Here is a 14,454-nt window from a genome sequence, read left to right as displayed (position 1 = left end):
GTGATTTTTTGAAGCATGATCAGAAATATGCTAGCTTAAAAACTCCCTCATGATAAAAATGAAGTCGTTTATGACTGAGCAAAAGCAATATACAGGAAGTTGTTTGTGTGGCGGTCTGCGCTATGAAATTCAAGGTGAAATTGGTGACATTGTGCAATGTCATTGCCGAAAGTGCCGTAAAGCCAATGGCACTGCTTTTGCAACCAATGCACCCATTCAAAAAGCAGATTTTAAAATTGTGCAAGGTGAGCATTTACTGAAAAAGTTTCAATCGACAGCCACTACACAGCGTTGTTTCTGTGCCGATTGCGGCTCACCGATTATCAGTATTAAAACGGAAACACCTGATGTCTACCGTTTACGTATCGGCACATTGGATACAGCACTGGCCCAAACGCCAACACAGCATATTTTTGTGGCCTCTAAAGCAGAATGGGACACCATTTGCGATACTTTGCCGCAATATGCTGAACGACCATAAGGTTTTGTTATTAGCTGCTAAAAGGGATCAAGAGATCCCTTTTTTATGGGGCTGATTTTGTTGCTTCAGATGGTGTCATTTCAGGATATTGTGATTGCCAATGTTCAAGCTGTTCTTGCGCATGTAAAAACTCACCTAAGCCTTTGTCTTGATCCTCTGATTTTTTGGGATTTACTGCTTTGGGTTCTTTGTTCTCATCATACAGTTTGGCTTGTAGTTGCCAATATTCTGCAATCAAGCCTTGAATATAGCGACCTTGCGCCGTTTTTAAATCCAGCTCTTTTAACATGTTGAGTGCCGACTGAATATTGTCCCGTTTGCGCTGATGGGCAAATTCATCGGTCAGTGAGCCTGCTTCTCGCATTTTGCTTAGTTCATCTTCCATGTCATCGCTCATTTGGGTAAAGCGCTGATCAAAGTCGGTCAGTAAGGCAATATCATGTTGATCATTTGGCGTTTTTTCAAAAGCTTTCACTGGTTCAGTAATCAACTCCTGCATGACTTTATCTTCAGGCTGAATTTTATCATTTTCGTTGGTGGCATTTTTACTATTATCACAAGCACTAATTAGCAGGCTTGAGCAGAGTAAAAAAGGAAAACCCAGTTGTTTCATTTGAAGTTTTTTCATGATCATTCCTTTATTGCGAATCAGTTTTTTTTAAAGTCATAAGCATAGGTTAAATAGGGAAAAGCAATTTCATCTTGAGGCTGTTTTCCAGTGTACTTGAAAACAATCTGTTCAAATTGGGCTTTTAACTGTTGCTGTTCGTGTTCTGGCATTGCTGCAATAAAACTGGTGGAAAGTAAGCGTTTAGACACGACATTTTCCACAGTACCCTTATGTACTTGTTGAAAGGTCTGTACATGATTCAGTTGAAACAAGGTTTGCTGCTCAAAGACCTTTTTCCATTGACCACTATGATAACGAGGTGTGTTACCCTCAAAAGGTGCAATCACATCCGCGAGGGCTTTGACCCAATCGACCTGAATATCACGTTGATTCCAAATCAGAGCCAAATGTCCGTTGGGTTTGAGCACGTGATGAATTTGCTGTAATGTTTCAAGATTGGCAAACCAGTGAAACGATTGCGCACAGATGACAGCATCAAGGCTATGTCTGCTTAAGGGCAGCTGGTCGCTCGATGCTTGCAGCGTTTTAACGTCTGGATAGGTACTTTGTAATTGTGCCAACATTTCCTGAATTGGTTCAATTGCGGTAATGTGTTTTGTGATCTGTTGTAAGTAAGGTAAGAATTTGCCAGTACCCGAACCGAGATCAATCAGCTGTGATTTTTCGTCAAGTTGGAGCTGATCTTGCAGCCAATGTACGATCTCTGGTGGATAACTGGGGCGAACTTGTTGATAGAGTTCTGCTGCTGAACTGAAGCCTTTTTGAGCGGCTGGATGTAGTGATTGTGTCATATTTTGCGCTTTTTAATCTTCTGAGCATCTATAAAATAACATATTGGCTTTTGGTAAATAGGCACACTGTCTATTTGTTTTATTGACTCTAAAAACAAGGGCCGATTTGCTTCGGTGTGGAAATGGATAAACACATTATTTTTGAAGACGAACAAATTCGGGTCATTTTTTTAAGAGGCTCATCAGATGAATTGATTTTCTCTTTTGGCGACTTAATTACGCGTGCCAAAGGATTGTCGATTAATGCTGAAAAGTCACTTTCTAAACATGATTTTAATGTCATTGGCATTATGCCGAAGCAGAAATCGTGGTTTCCTGAAAGCTCAATGCGTCAGATGTTTGCCGAAATTCAAGAGCTAATTGCCCCATTTAAAACCCGTATTGGTTATGGCGGTTCAATGGGTGGTTATGCCGCGATTAAATATTCTAATTTGCTCGATTTAAAACGTGTGGTTGCCCTCGTGCCACAGTATTCAATAAATCCTGATGATGTTGAAGACCCGCGTTATAACATGTTCTTTCACGCAGAACTGAATGCCAACATGCAAATTCAGCCGCAAGATGTTTCTGCTGAGCGTGAATACATTGTGGTTTATGATCCGTATTGTCCAGAAGATCGTGCGCAATATATAAAGCTCGAACAAGTGTTACCGCACATTCATACCTTGAATTTACCTTTTACTGGGCATGATGCCATTGCGGTACTCGCCAGTTCAGAATTATTACATGACTTTTTGTTGCATGATTTTGATGCACCCTATTTTTATAAAAAGATCCGTCAGGTCAAAAAGAACAGTAAGTTTTATTACCGTAAAGTGATTGAAAATTTACTGCCACGTCATAAAAATGCTTTGGGTTCGATTTTAATTAACAATGACTTACAGCTCGATAACCAGTTTTTTGACGCAAAGTTGAAACAACAGTTATTAAGAGAATTGTTGAGTAATAAGCAAGTTAGTCAGCAAGATTTAATGAAACTCGGTATACAGGTCAATTTACCGCAGGAAAACCGCAGCCAGTTACTCGACTCTTTTGGTCATGGCTTGGTGTTTAATGTGATTAGCCAAAAAATTGAAAGCTATGCCGCCAGTGCGATTGCTTTAAATCATAAATTTTTGATTCCAATTTTTGCCAAGGGTAGTGCTTTGGTACAAATTACTTTAAATGATGAACGCTACGTGGTGGCGATGAATGATCGCCACATCATGAAATTATTTAAAGAACATGAGCCTTTAACAGCAGGCATGCACCCCATTGTAATGAAAAAATATAGTGATTTTTATGTGCTCAGTTATAAGCATTTAAACTTAAATAATAATGAATATGGCAGTCATGAGTTTATTGAAGACACGCCTGAAACAGCTCAATTTGTGACTCAACCGATCCATCCTTAAGCACGATTGAGTAGCTTATTGTTGTTTAAAATAAACTCGACTTTAGTCTGATTTTTGACCACTTGCTTTATATTTTAATCGGTCTAAGATAGAAAATATAAGGCAAGTTCAATTTGCTAAATATCGAAGAATAAACAATAAAGGGTGCTTAAGGATGAAACATGATTTTATACCGACTGTGCTTTTAGCCATACTCGCTCTATTGCTACCTTCCTATGCATTTGCCCAGATTCCAGATAGCACCTATATCATTATGGGCAGCGGATTGCTTTTGGTTTTAGCCTTAGCAATGTATGTGTTTAGCCAAATACGCAAGTCTATCCAAGTCCATATGAATAAACCCACTAAATAGTGGGTTTATTCATAACAAGTGCTTAAATTGAGTTGAAAAATATCACAAAGTTGGCTTTGAATCTCTAAAATGAATTTGTAGATTTCTGTTAAAATTAGCCAAGGAATGCTTAATGAAAGCCGTATTTTTAGATTATGAATCACTGGATCAACATGATTTAGACTTGAGCGCACTAGAGGCCAGTTTTGACGCGTTAAGTTTATATCCAAGTACCAGCCAAGCGCAGTTGTTAGAGCGTGTGCAACATGCGGATGTCATCATTAGCAATAAAGTGATAGTCGATGCAGCAACCCTTCAGCAATGTCCGAATTTGAAACTGATTTTAATTTCAGCAACAGGCACCAATAATATTGACCTAGTTCAAGCACGTGCGCAGGGCATTGTGGTGTGTAATTGTCAGGGCTATGGCACTTCTGCTGTGGCTCAGCATACCTTAACTTTAATGTTGGCTTTAGCCACCTCATTGCTTCAATATGATCGTGCGGTGCAGCAAGGGCAATGGAATAAATCACCCATTTTTTGTTTGTTAGATTTCCCCATTGTTGAATTGGAAGGTAAAACTTTAGGAATTTTGGGCTATGGTGAATTGGGGCAAGCGGTGGCCAAATTAGCCGAAGCCTTTGGTATGAAAGTTTTAGTGGGATCTTTGCCAAACCGTCCCAGCGATAGCAGTCGTATTCCTTTTACTGAATTATTAGCACAAGTTGATTTCCTTAGTCTGCATTGTCCATTAACAGAAAATACCCGTGATTTGATTGATGCCAAGGCCTTTGATGCAATGAAACCGAGTGCATTTTTAATTAACTGTGCACGTGGTGGAATTGTCAATGAACAGGCGCTTGCAGATGCCTTAGTTCAAGGCAAAATTGCAGGTGCAGCGACTGACGTGTTGACGGTTGAACCCCCGAAAGAGGGCAATGTCTTGTTAGATTCCCATTTTCCCAACTTAATTGTTACTCCGCATAGTGCATGGGGCAGTGTGGATGCACGTCAGCGTATTGTGCAGCAGATGGTGGACAATGTTGCGGCTTTTAAAGCAGGTCAGCCCATTCGACAAGTGAATTAACCGACGCTCTGCGTACGACTCTCTCAAAATAAAAGAAAGAGGGTATGTATTATAAATTTATGCTGCCTTTGCTTGGGGTCTGTGGTGCTTCTGTTGTCGGTGTTGGAGCAGGCACAGGCTCAAGATTGCTAGATGACTGGCTTAAAGGGTGTGAAACAATGGGTGCAGGCTGTGTATTTGGACTGCCGATGATGCCATCCTTGGTTTTATTTATTTTTTTATTGACGGTTGCTGCGGCTTGCTGAGATTTTTCTTTTGCAAGCACAGATGTTTCCGTTGCTAGTGCTTTGCTTTCCTCCCATGCATTGTCAACTTTAGGTTTGACTTTGGCGATGCCTTTTTGCGCTGCATGATCGACTTTATCCGCCGTATTTTGTGCAGCTTGTTGCGCCTTATGTCCCAACACTTCAAAAATATTGGGATTGTCGCCATAAGTTGGTGTTGTTTTGGTGACTGGCGCTGTTTCTGCTGCCGATGTGGTTTGGATAAAAAGGCAAGTGGAGGTTAAAATTACACTGCTCAATAGCGCTGTTTTCATCAGTTTCATATCGGTATTTATTCCTTTTCATTGTCGCAATTATCTACATTCTGAATTTATTGTAGTCGCGAATGAAGCGGTTAAACAAAAATATGCTGAAATTGATACAGCCTTACAACATGCTTATACATTTACTCCTACAGTGTGAATGGCGGAATAAAAAAAGCCCCCCATTTCTATAAAAAAGAGGGCTTTTAGTACCATATCAAAAACCGATTATTCACATTGTGCGAGTGCTTCTTTGGCAAAGTAGTTGCGTAGTGTAAGGAAGTTCTTTTGTACCGTTGCATCGTGTAGGTCGAAATTGGTTGCGGTACTTGTACCATCTTTTGCAAAGCTGGCAGAACCACCTGAAATAAGGGTTAAACTTTTAAATGACCATTGTTCTACGGCTTTGCCTGCTTCGAGGTTTCCAGTAAATTCAATCACGCATTTGTCACTGAATTTAGTCAATTTGGCTTTGTTATTGGTGGTATCTGGGTAAACGTCTAAGTTTTTTACTTCTTGTAGGACACCAGTTTCAAGTTGTGGGATTTTGGGTGCAGATGTACATGCAGTAAGGGCAACGCTAGCAAGACCAGTCAAAATAAGAGTTTTAAGTTTCATAATATTCTTTCTTGTTGAGTATTGTTAGTTTGAGTATATGGAATTCAATTTAAATTCGCTATAAAAACTAGTTTTCAATAATTTCGAATGTAGTTTCACCATGATTTAACTGAATCAATATTTTTTCACCCTTTGAAGTTGGTTCAATTTTAAGTAAGAAAAGTCCGCTATTAAGTATTAAGTCGTTAAGATTTTTGAAGCCATATTCTGTTTTGATTTTTTTATTAGCATCAGGGAATTTCTTACTAATTGATACACCTATAGTTGTAAGTGAAATCCAACCCTTATTTTTATTATTATCGTCTATTAATACTTGAATTTCCTTGTAAATTTCCTCTGCAGGAAAAATGAAATGAGTTTTAAATAAGTTAGATTTTAAGTAGGAGATTTGAGTATCGACTCCTTTTTGTGCGCTTACACAATACTGCTCAAATTGATCTAAAAATGGTTTGTGCTTTTTTTCCAATTCTAATAAGTAATTGATTGCCTGTTGGCATTCATCCAGTTTTGATAAATTGAATTTTTCTTGAAATTGATGTGCTAGAAAATTACGATCCGCTACAAATTCTTGTAATTGAAAATTAAGTTCTTGGTGACGATGTTCACATAAATTAAATGATACGTTCATATCAATACGAAGCGTCTTTATCGTTTCATCTATGATTTTCTTTTCTTCTTCCGTTCCACTTACAAAAATTGAATTTAAGGCTTTTGTAGTCAATCCACCTAAAGTTTGATTTTTAACTGAAGGCTCTATAATTAGTGGGGATGAATCATTTTTAGAAATAATGGTACGATTAAGCTTTAATAAAGATTTTAATCTCATTTCTACAGTCTGAAAGCGAATTAGATGCTTGCCTAGTAGTAAAAAAATTTTATCTCTTAATTCTTCGATATTTTGCATAGTGACTTTAAATAAAAAACCCCACTAATTTATAGCGGGGTTTTTCTTAAATTACAATTATTTAAAACTTTAGTGCTGCAACACCGAAATATCCGCCACACTGGTAAACAAGCTACGCAATTGAGCCAATAAACGTAAACGGTTGGCTTTCAATTCTGCATCATCTGCCATGACCATGACGCCTTCAAAGAATGCATCCACAGGCGCACGTAAAGCAGCAAGCTTAGACAATGCAGTGGTGTAATCTTTGGCAGCAAATAATGGTTCAACTTCAGGCGTAATTTTAGCAAGTACAGCGAATAATGCTTTTTCCGCCTCTTCAACTAAGTTTGCTTCAACCACAGCGCCAGTTGGTTCAGCTTCTTTGGCAAGAATGTTAGCAACACGCTTATTTGCAGCAGCCAGTGCAGCAGCTTCAGGCAAGGCACGGAAGTGATTTACCGCAGTCACACGCTTGTCAAAATCTAAAGGTGATTTTGGCGACAACGCTTGAACTGCTTGAATCACATCAACTGCAACGCCTTGGTCTTCATACTTGGCACGGTAACGACCTTCAAGGAATGTAACAGCATCCGCTAAAGTCTTCGCATGATCCGCTACAACATCGCCATAAGCGTTTAATGCCAACTTGATGAGATCTTCAATCGACACATCAAGATTGTTCTCAGTCACCAAACGTAAAATACCAATCGCAGAACGACGTAGTGCAAACGGGTCTTTTGAGCCTGTAGGTGCTTGACCAATACCGAAAATACCTGTGAGCGTGTCTAAACGATCTGCAAGGGCAATGGTTGTACCAGTTTTGGTTTGCGGTAAAACATCACCAGCAAACTTAGGTAAATATTGCTCGCCTAAAGCTTCAGCAACTTCGTCATTTTCGCCTTCAATACGTGCGTAATAAGTACCCGCAATGCCTTGAAGTTCTGGGAATTCACCCACCAATTCAGAGGTTAAGTCACATTTTGCAAGTAGCGCTGCTTTTTCAGCATCGGCAGGATTTGCACCTGTAATTGCCGATAATGCGACAGCCAATTTGGCAATACGTTCAGACTTGTTCCAAAGCGTACCCAACTGTGCTTGGAATACCATGTTCGCAAGTTTTTCTTTACGAGATGCAAGTGGTTGCTTTTGGTCTTGTAGGAAGAAGAACTCTGCATCGGACAAACGTGGACGAACCACTTTCTCATTTCCTTCAATAATTTGAATCGGATCTTTAGACTCAATATTTGAAACAGTAATGAAATAAGGCTGTAGCTTGTTATCGCTATTCACCAAACAGAAGTACTTTTGGTTGTCTTGCATCGTGGTAATCAAAGCTTCTTGCGGTACAGCAAGGAAACGCTCTTCAAAGCTTGCACGCAGCGCAACAGGCCATTCCACCAATGCAGTTACTTCATCACGCAGGTCGCTTGGTACAATCGCAATCGCATTGACTTCATCCGCCAACGCTTTGACTTGTTGGTCAATGATGGCTTGGCGTTCTGCAAAGTCAGCAACCACATAAGCCGCTTTTAACTTGGCAAGATATTCATCTGCATGAGTCAAAGTGATCGCTTCAGGGGCATGGAAACGATGACCATAAGTCACATTACCTGCTTTATGGTCTTGAATAGTGGCTTCAATGACATCGTTGTCTTTGAGCAACACCACCCATTTTACAGGACGGACAAATTCGGTACGGCTCGCTGCTGAACGCATACGTTTTGCAATTGGAAGATTGTCCAAAGCTGCTTGTAAAATTTGTGGCAGTAAAACCTCAAGGCTTTGACCTTTGACATCTTTTAAATAGCAAACTTTTTCAACTTTACCCGCTTGGAACGTGGTGACTTGGTCCGCAGTGATGCCTTGACCACGCATAAAGCCTTCTAATGCTTTGCTTGGTTTGCCTTCAGCATCAAAAGCCGCTTGTTTTGCAGGGCCGTCAAAGCGTTTTTGTGTATCAGCTTGTGCAGCATCGACATTCACAATTTTTAAAGCCAAACGACGCGGCGCTGCATAAGCTTCGATAGTATCGAAAGCAAGACCTGCATCTTTTAAGCCTTTTACCGTTTCAGCATGCAGTGCATCACGTAATTTCTTTAAGCTTTTAGGTGGAAGTTCTTCACAGCCCAATTCGAACAAAACGGTATGTTTAGACATTATTTGCTCTCCTTGTTTGCTTCTTTCGCTTCTGCTTCAACTTGTGCTTTTAACTGCGCCAAAACTTCATCACGTAATTCAGGTTCTGCCATTGGGAAGCCAAGCTTGGCACGTGCCGCCACATAACTTTGTGCAATTGAACGCGCCAAAGTACGTACACGTAAAATATAGCGTTGACGTTCAGTCACTGAAATTGCACCACGTGCATCAAGCAAGTTAAAGCTATGCGATGCTTTAATCACTTGTTCATAGGCAGGCAGTGGAAGTTCAGCTTCAATCAAGCGCGTCGCTTCAGCTTCATAGAAGTCGAATAGTTCAAACATTTTTTCGACGTTGGCATATTCAAAGTTATAAGTTGATTGTTCAACTTCATTTTGATGGAACACATCACCATAAGTTACTGTACCGAATTGACCTTTTGTCCAAACCAAATCGTAAACTGAGTCTACACCTTGCAAGTACATTGCCAAACGCTCAAGACCATAAGTGATTTCACCCGTAACAGGGTAGCATTCAACACCACCGACTTGCTGGAAGTAAGTGAACTGGGTCACTTCCATACCGTTGAGCCAAACTTCCCAACCTAAGCCCCAAGCACCGAGCGTTGGTGATTCCCAGTTGTCTTCAACAAAGCGAATGTCGTGAACGAGGGTATCAATACCAATGGCTTTTAAAGAGTCAAGGTAAAGCTGTTGGATGTTGTCTGGGTTTGGCTTCAATACCACTTGGAATTGGTAGTAGTGCTGCAAACGGTTCGGGTTTTCACCATAACGACCATCTTTCGGACGGCGTGACGGCTGAACGTATGCAGCGTTCCATGTTTCAGGGCCAAGTGCTCGAAGAAAGGTTGCAGTGTGGAATGTGCCTGCGCCCATTTCCATATCGTAAGGTTGTAAAATGACACAACCTTGTTCAGCCCAGTAGTTTTGTAAGGCAAGAATTAAGCCTTGGAAGGTATCAATATGCGATATGGCGCGACTCATGGTCATCCACTTAAAATTAGAGAAAATTGTGCTCAATTATAAGGAGTTTCAGGAAGAGTGGCAAAGGGTTAATGCGTCGATACTTTTTTGAAAAAATCAAAATCCCGCTAAAATAGATCAGGTCTCTATTTCAGTCGTACGATTTTCTGTTTTAGTAAGTGCTTTATGCTGAATTGAAAAGCAAGAATAAATCAGATGGATGTCATGATTGACCTAAAATTGTGATAAAGATAAAGCAATCTTATTCATTTATTTACATGAAATTGGTTTAATCTGCATACAGTGAAATACTGCTTAAAAAATAAGGACGGTCATGACAACTTGTAAAATTCAGTGCCATTTAACATACAAGATTGTCCAAGCTACAGAATTTGTTTTTCTGATTCAAGTTGCTGATCATCCCGATCAAACAATCCTTACAGAACACCTTAGCTTTTCTCCGCCTGTGATATGGCGTGAATTTCACGACTCAAGCCAGCAAAACCGTTATATCAGATTGCATATTGAAGCTTGTGACGCTTTTGAAGTGAACTATAGTGCTACGGTTGAACGTCATCCTGTGATCAATGCCGATGTTCAGCACAAGCTTAATGAAGTTGCGATTCCAAATTTACCCGATGAAGTGCTGCCTTATTTATTGGCCAGCCGATATTGTAATTCAGACCTTTTGGTGGATATGGCAAATCGATCATTTGGATGGATGGCACAAGGGTATGCACGAGTTAAAGCCATTGAACAGTGGGTTTGTAACAACATTTTTTATGTTTCTGGCAGCTCTAACCAATTTACAACAGCGACCGATGTACTCATCCATCGGGCTGGAGTGTGTCGTGACTTTGCTCATTTAGGGATTGCACTCTGTCGTGCTTTAGGGATTCCAGCACGTATGGTGGTGGGTTATGTCGAAATTGAAAAATTTCTACCCGATTTTCATGCCATTTTTGAAGCCTATTTAGAGGGCGGATGGGTGTTGTTTGATCCAACCCGATTAGCACCGGTAGAAAATTTAATTCGAATTGCTACAGGAATAGATGCTGGCGATGTTGCATTTTCTACCTTCTATGGCGAGATCGAGATGCTCAAAATTGAGCCAATCATTACCAGATAAACTGGATGATTAGTCAGCATAAAAAAGCAGAAAAGTGTTGCACAGTACAATGACTTTAAAAGAAATGTATGGGGTTCACTGTGCGCTGCTCTCTGGTTTAAAACACGACAGAAAATGAATGACAAAGGAAACTCGTCCTGATTGCTGCAAAGAGTAGGGTATTTTTTTATTTCAAACATGCTGAATTTATTGATCATGGAAAAATATAAAATAAATACACCTTATTGTTGCATCATTCTATAATTCGTAAATCAACTCCAATATAACCAAAGGCGTGCTGTGTTTCATTCACAACTTAGATGGCTCAATATCTTAAAACCCAATTTTAAAGTTCTGCCGTTAAAAGAGCGCTTATTGTGTGGCATAGGTGCATTGTTAGGGCTACTACTCTCATCGCTGATCAGTTGGCGGGTGTTAGGTGATATTAACGCATGGTATATCGCGCCTATGGGGGCATCATCGGTCTTGTTATTTGCCGTACCTGCCAGTCCATTGGCACAACCGTGGAATATGGTGGTGGGTAATACCCTTGCTGGAATTATTGGCGTGACTTGCGCCATGTATATTCCAAATTTAACGGAAGCTTTTAGTGTTGCTGTTGGGTTGTCTATTGTATTAATGATGACCACAGATTCATTGCATCCACCCAGTGGTGCAATCGCAATTACTGCTGTATTGGGTGGGGATGCGGTACATCAACTGGGCTATCACTTTATTTTTTATCCTGTTTTATTGAATTCTATTTTATTGTTAGTGATTGCAATTGTCTTTAATCGCATGCTGGGAAAACAATATCCGCAAATTGCACAAGTTAATCAACGCTCTAAAGACCCAACGCCCACCCAAAAAGTCACCATTCAACCGCAAGATATTCAAGCCACTTTGGATCAACAAACTGAACTTTTAGATATTAGTGAATATGATTTACAGAAAATTATTTTAGCGGCACAGGAAAAGGCCAATGCACGAGGGCAGAGCCAGTTTAAGTGTCAGGATATCATGAGTAAACATGTCGTGAGTTTAAATGAGCAGGAGGATATTCATTCGGCTTTGGATAAATTTAAACAGATGAATTTAATGAGCTTACCCGTGTCCAATGCTGAGCAGCAATTGGTGGGAACATTGGCTTTATATGAAGTGGTGGAATGGTTTAAACGTGCAAATGATATGAGAACGACATGGGAGCATCAAGTGAAACATATTATGGTGCGTCAAGTGGTTACCGTAAAACCAGAACAACCGATACAGGATTTGGTGCCTTATTTTGTTGAACGCTCATTTAATTATATTCCTGTGGTGGAAGATCAAAAAATAGTGGGCATGATTAGTCGTGCAGACATGATTGCGGCATTGAATCAACAGCTGAATCAGATCAATGCATAGCGAAATACAGGCAAAAAAAAGCTACGACTCTTGGGGAAAAGTCGTAGCCGAAAACTAAAAATGATTAACGGTATGGATCATTAGAATCTTGATGTACCGTACGAACGGGATTTTGATAGCCTTGAGCAGGAGTTATTTGAAACTGTTTTTTAGGCATAATGAGCCATAAAACCAAATAAACTAAAATTCCTGGGAATGCAGCGCTCATTAGAGAAACAATCACAAATATAATGCGAAGCAAATTTGCATTCCAACCAAATCGTTCAGCAATACCGCCCATTACACCTGCGATCATATTTTGGCGGTTAGAGCGATACAAGCCAACATTGGCCATCTAAATCTCCTTAAAATTAAAAATAGCTGAGTTAAAACAATTTACTCATACTGATAAAATGGTGATGTAAATCAATTTTTAAAGGGTTATCGGCTAGAAAAATCGTTAAGTTATGTAACTGGACACTTATTCTTTTTAATCGAGCACATAAAATGTATGAACCTGAAAAAAAGATGGATTGTTGTTAATAATAATTCATTAAATATCAATTATCTTCTTCCTATAAAACGGATACTTGACTTTAGTATCTATTGTAATTAATTGAGTATTTGCCAAGAATAAAGCAATAGACGTGCTGAGACAGGAGGGATACGTGTTTCGAAATGCTAATTATGGTTACTGTGTTTTTGTTGCAATGTTTACCGCTCTTGTCGGCTGTAATAAGTCATTAGAAGATTCTGTCGCTGAACAAATACAACCAGCAACTGAAGCGACTGATCTGGTAGTGAGCAATATTGAAGGTAAAAAACTGACTGAAGTCGCTGGGCAGGCGACATTACCTGTAGCCACTAAAGCCACAGAAGAAACCCCGCATACGATTCCTCAAAGTGCTGAACCTTATGTGGGACGTTACCAGACGGTGATTAGTTGTGATGACCCCTTTGTGGCATGTGAAAAGGGGACAGCCGATTTTATTGTGAATTTATTAGCCGATGGTACAGCACACCGTAGCATTATCCATTTGGGACAAATAACCTTTGCTTCGGATGTTCAATATCACCAAGATCATTGGTCTTATGATTCAGAGCAGCATCAAATTATTTTGCATCGTGGCAATGGGGTAGAGTTTTTTTATCACATTGATGCAAATCAAAGCTTGGTAATGGATTTAGCGAAAATTTCCAATCAGACTCAGCGCAATAGACAATATTTTGCGCAGGGCAATGCTTTTCCTAAAAAAGCCTATCGTTTAGTAAGAGAACCAGTTAAACCAAGCCTATGATCAAATTTAGATGACAAAAAATCTCCGAATGCGGAGATTTTTTATGGCATAAATATTGATTTGCATTGCTTCTGATTAAATTTGGTGGGTTGTGAGGGGCTTGAACCCTCGACCAATAGATTAAGAGTCTACTGCTCTACCCACTGAGCTAACAACCCTGAACCTATTTAAAACATGCTTTTAAATAAAGTACAAGATAAAGCAAAATTTTGAGAAGGGTAAAGCGACTGAAAAGGGCAGAATTTGTCGTAATTGGAATATTTGTGGTTTTTACTTCTGCTTAGGAGAACAGAAAGAAAACTTAAGAATAAATGGTGGGTCGTCCGCGATTCGAACGCGGGACCAACGGATTAAAAGTCCGCTGCTCTACCAGCTGAGCTAACGACCCATTTAGAAAGAGTGCTTTAAAAGCTAAAAAAACTTCATGGCAGAAGTTTTTAGAAGATGGTGGGTCGTCCGCGATTCGAACGCGGGACCAACGGATTAAAAGTCCGCTGCTCTACCAGCTGAGCTAACGACCCATCTCTAGGTGATCAAAATAAGTGGTGGGTCGTCCGCGATTCGAACGCGGGACCAACGGATTAAAAGTCCGCTGCTCTACCAGCTGAGCTAACGACCCTGAACCAACATTCAAGTAAAACTTGAATGAGCAGTGCAAGAAAATTTTTCTAAACACCACTTCGTTTTGATGGGCGTATTGTAGCAAGTTATGAAACGAGCGCAAGTAAAAAATAGCAAACTTGTTGATGTTTGATTATAAATGCAACAAATTTGCTAAATCTAGTCAAAAAATATACTTTT

14 protein-coding genes and 4 tRNA genes are annotated in these 14,454 nt (G+C 39.8%); 6 read left to right on the top strand and 12 right to left on the bottom strand.

Translation table 11 applies throughout. The features are described 5' to 3' along the window. The first annotated feature begins 70 nt into the window (after nt 1-70). On the top strand, nt 71-481 hold the full coding sequence (locus B9T24_RS06970) for a GFA family protein (protein ID WP_086165112.1): 411 nt from the start codon (nt 71-73) through the stop codon (nt 479-481). Nucleotides 482-524: 43 nt separating this feature from the next. Here B9T24_RS06970 and B9T24_RS06965 read toward each other — a convergent pair whose 3' ends face one another. After that, on the bottom strand, nt 525-1,109 hold the full coding sequence (locus B9T24_RS06965) for a hypothetical protein (protein ID WP_086165111.1): 585 nt from the start codon (nt 1,107-1,109) through the stop codon (nt 525-527). A 20-nt stretch (nt 1,110-1,129) separates the two neighbouring features. Further along, the gene (locus B9T24_RS06960; protein ID WP_086165110.1) at nt 1,130-1,903 is read right to left on the bottom strand and encodes a class I SAM-dependent methyltransferase; all 774 of its coding nucleotides are present in this window, start codon (nt 1,901-1,903) and stop codon (nt 1,130-1,132) included. Between the two features lie 122 nt (nt 1,904-2,025). On the opposite strand from B9T24_RS06960, the gene B9T24_RS06955 reads away from it, so the two are divergent. Together B9T24_RS06955 and B9T24_RS06945 are read left to right on the top strand one after the other, a co-directional pair. Next, nucleotides 2,026-3,297 (top strand): hypothetical protein, encoded by a 1,272-nt coding sequence (locus B9T24_RS06955; protein ID WP_086165109.1) that lies wholly within the window; start codon nt 2,026-2,028, stop codon nt 3,295-3,297. Between the two features lie 464 nt (nt 3,298-3,761). After that, nucleotides 3,762-4,715, top strand: coding sequence for a 2-hydroxyacid dehydrogenase (locus B9T24_RS06945; protein ID WP_086165108.1), 954 nt, complete (start codon nt 3,762-3,764; stop codon nt 4,713-4,715). 49 nt (nt 4,716-4,764) lie between these two features. Here B9T24_RS06945 and B9T24_RS06940 read toward each other — a convergent pair whose 3' ends face one another. The 5 genes from B9T24_RS06940 to glyQ all read right to left on the bottom strand — a co-directional run bounded on the left by B9T24_RS06940 (nt 4,765) and on the right by glyQ (nt 9,885). Continuing rightward, a complete protein-coding gene (locus B9T24_RS06940) occupies nt 4,765-5,262 on the bottom strand; it encodes a hypothetical protein (RefSeq protein WP_086165107.1) in 498 nt (165 codons plus the stop codon). Nucleotides 5,263-5,469: 207 nt separating this feature from the next. Then, nucleotides 5,470-5,859, bottom strand: a complete 390-nt coding sequence (locus B9T24_RS06935) for a hypothetical protein (RefSeq protein ID WP_086165106.1) — start codon at nt 5,857-5,859, stop codon at nt 5,470-5,472. A gap of 67 nt (nt 5,860-5,926) precedes the next feature. Then, entirely contained in the window at nt 5,927-6,763 is an 837-nt protein-coding gene (locus tag B9T24_RS06930; protein ID WP_086165105.1) for an OST-HTH/LOTUS domain-containing protein, read from the bottom strand. A 69-nt stretch (nt 6,764-6,832) separates the two neighbouring features. After that, nucleotides 6,833-8,902, bottom strand: coding sequence for a glycine--tRNA ligase subunit beta (gene glyS / locus B9T24_RS06925; RefSeq protein WP_086165104.1), 2,070 nt, complete (start codon nt 8,900-8,902; stop codon nt 6,833-6,835). Further along, the gene (gene glyQ / locus B9T24_RS06920) at nt 8,902-9,885 is read right to left on the bottom strand and encodes a glycine--tRNA ligase subunit alpha (RefSeq protein ID WP_004649954.1); all 984 of its coding nucleotides are present in this window, start codon (nt 9,883-9,885) and stop codon (nt 8,902-8,904) included. The genes glyS and glyQ overlap by 1 nt, the downstream gene beginning before the upstream one ends. Nucleotides 9,886-10,198: 313 nt before the next feature. Here glyQ and B9T24_RS06915 point away from each other — a divergent pair, with 313 nt between their 5' ends. Together B9T24_RS06915 and B9T24_RS06910 are read left to right on the top strand one after the other, a co-directional pair. Beyond that, a complete protein-coding gene (locus tag B9T24_RS06915) occupies nt 10,199-10,993 on the top strand; it encodes a transglutaminase-like domain-containing protein (protein WP_086165103.1) in 795 nt (264 codons plus the stop codon). Between the two features lie 279 nt (nt 10,994-11,272). Then, a complete protein-coding gene (locus tag B9T24_RS06910; protein WP_086165102.1) occupies nt 11,273-12,376 on the top strand; it encodes an HPP family protein in 1,104 nt (367 codons plus the stop codon). 64 nt (nt 12,377-12,440) lie between these two features. Here the strand turns inward: B9T24_RS06910 and B9T24_RS06905 are convergent, their stop codons facing one another. Continuing rightward, on the bottom strand, nt 12,441-12,710 hold the full coding sequence (locus B9T24_RS06905; protein ID WP_086165101.1) for a PspC domain-containing protein: 270 nt from the start codon (nt 12,708-12,710) through the stop codon (nt 12,441-12,443). A gap of 313 nt (nt 12,711-13,023) precedes the next feature. Between B9T24_RS06905 and B9T24_RS06900 the strand changes: the two genes are divergently transcribed. Next, on the top strand, nt 13,024-13,653 hold the full coding sequence (locus B9T24_RS06900) for a hypothetical protein (RefSeq protein ID WP_086165100.1): 630 nt from the start codon (nt 13,024-13,026) through the stop codon (nt 13,651-13,653). An 82-nt stretch (nt 13,654-13,735) separates the two neighbouring features. On the opposite strand, the gene B9T24_RS06895 is transcribed toward B9T24_RS06900, so the two are convergent. The 4 genes from B9T24_RS06895 to B9T24_RS06880 all read right to left on the bottom strand — a co-directional run bounded on the left by B9T24_RS06895 (nt 13,736) and on the right by B9T24_RS06880 (nt 14,272). Beyond that, a tRNA-Lys gene (locus tag B9T24_RS06895) sits at nt 13,736-13,811 on the bottom strand. 154 nt (nt 13,812-13,965) lie between these two features. Next, nucleotides 13,966-14,041 (bottom strand) — tRNA-Lys (locus B9T24_RS06890). A gap of 57 nt (nt 14,042-14,098) precedes the next feature. Further along, nucleotides 14,099-14,174, bottom strand: a tRNA-Lys gene (locus B9T24_RS06885). Between the two features lie 22 nt (nt 14,175-14,196). Continuing rightward, a tRNA-Lys gene (locus B9T24_RS06880) sits at nt 14,197-14,272 on the bottom strand. Between the last annotated feature and the right edge of the window lie 182 nt (nt 14,273-14,454).

It is taken from the genome of Acinetobacter sp. ANC 4654, assembly GCF_002135425.1.
Taxonomy (GTDB): Bacteria; Pseudomonadota; Gammaproteobacteria; order Pseudomonadales; family Moraxellaceae; genus Acinetobacter; species Acinetobacter kyonggiensis.
Note: the sequence above shows the minus strand (reverse complement) of the source record. Positions and strands in the feature narration are given on the sequence as shown.

Coding starts and splice junctions, on each gene's coding strand:
- B9T24_RS06945 (WP_086165108.1), top strand. CDS start 3,762: ATGAAAGCCGTATTTTTAGATTATGAATCACTGGATCAACATGATTTA.
- B9T24_RS06955 (WP_086165109.1), top strand. CDS start 2,026: ATGGATAAACACATTATTTTTGAAGACGAACAAATTCGGGTCATTTTT.
- B9T24_RS06965 (WP_086165111.1), bottom strand. CDS start 1,109: ATGAAAAAACTTCAAATGAAACAACTGGGTTTTCCTTTTTTACTCTGC.
- B9T24_RS06930 (WP_086165105.1), bottom strand. CDS start 6,763: ATGCAAAATATCGAAGAATTAAGAGATAAAATTTTTTTACTACTAGGC.
- glyQ (WP_004649954.1), bottom strand. CDS start 9,885: ATGAGTCGCGCCATATCGCATATTGATACCTTCCAAGGCTTAATTCTT.
- B9T24_RS06915 (WP_086165103.1), top strand. CDS start 10,199: ATGACAACTTGTAAAATTCAGTGCCATTTAACATACAAGATTGTCCAA.
- B9T24_RS06970 (WP_086165112.1), top strand. CDS start 71: ATGACTGAGCAAAAGCAATATACAGGAAGTTGTTTGTGTGGCGGTCTG.
- B9T24_RS06960 (WP_086165110.1), bottom strand. CDS start 1,903: ATGACACAATCACTACATCCAGCCGCTCAAAAAGGCTTCAGTTCAGCA.
- B9T24_RS06905 (WP_086165101.1), bottom strand. CDS start 12,710: ATGGCCAATGTTGGCTTGTATCGCTCTAACCGCCAAAATATGATCGCA.
- B9T24_RS06935 (WP_086165106.1), bottom strand. CDS start 5,859: ATGAAACTTAAAACTCTTATTTTGACTGGTCTTGCTAGCGTTGCCCTT.
- glyS (WP_086165104.1), bottom strand. CDS start 8,902: ATGTCTAAACATACCGTTTTGTTCGAATTGGGCTGTGAAGAACTTCCA.
- B9T24_RS06940 (WP_086165107.1), bottom strand. CDS start 5,262: ATGAAACTGATGAAAACAGCGCTATTGAGCAGTGTAATTTTAACCTCC.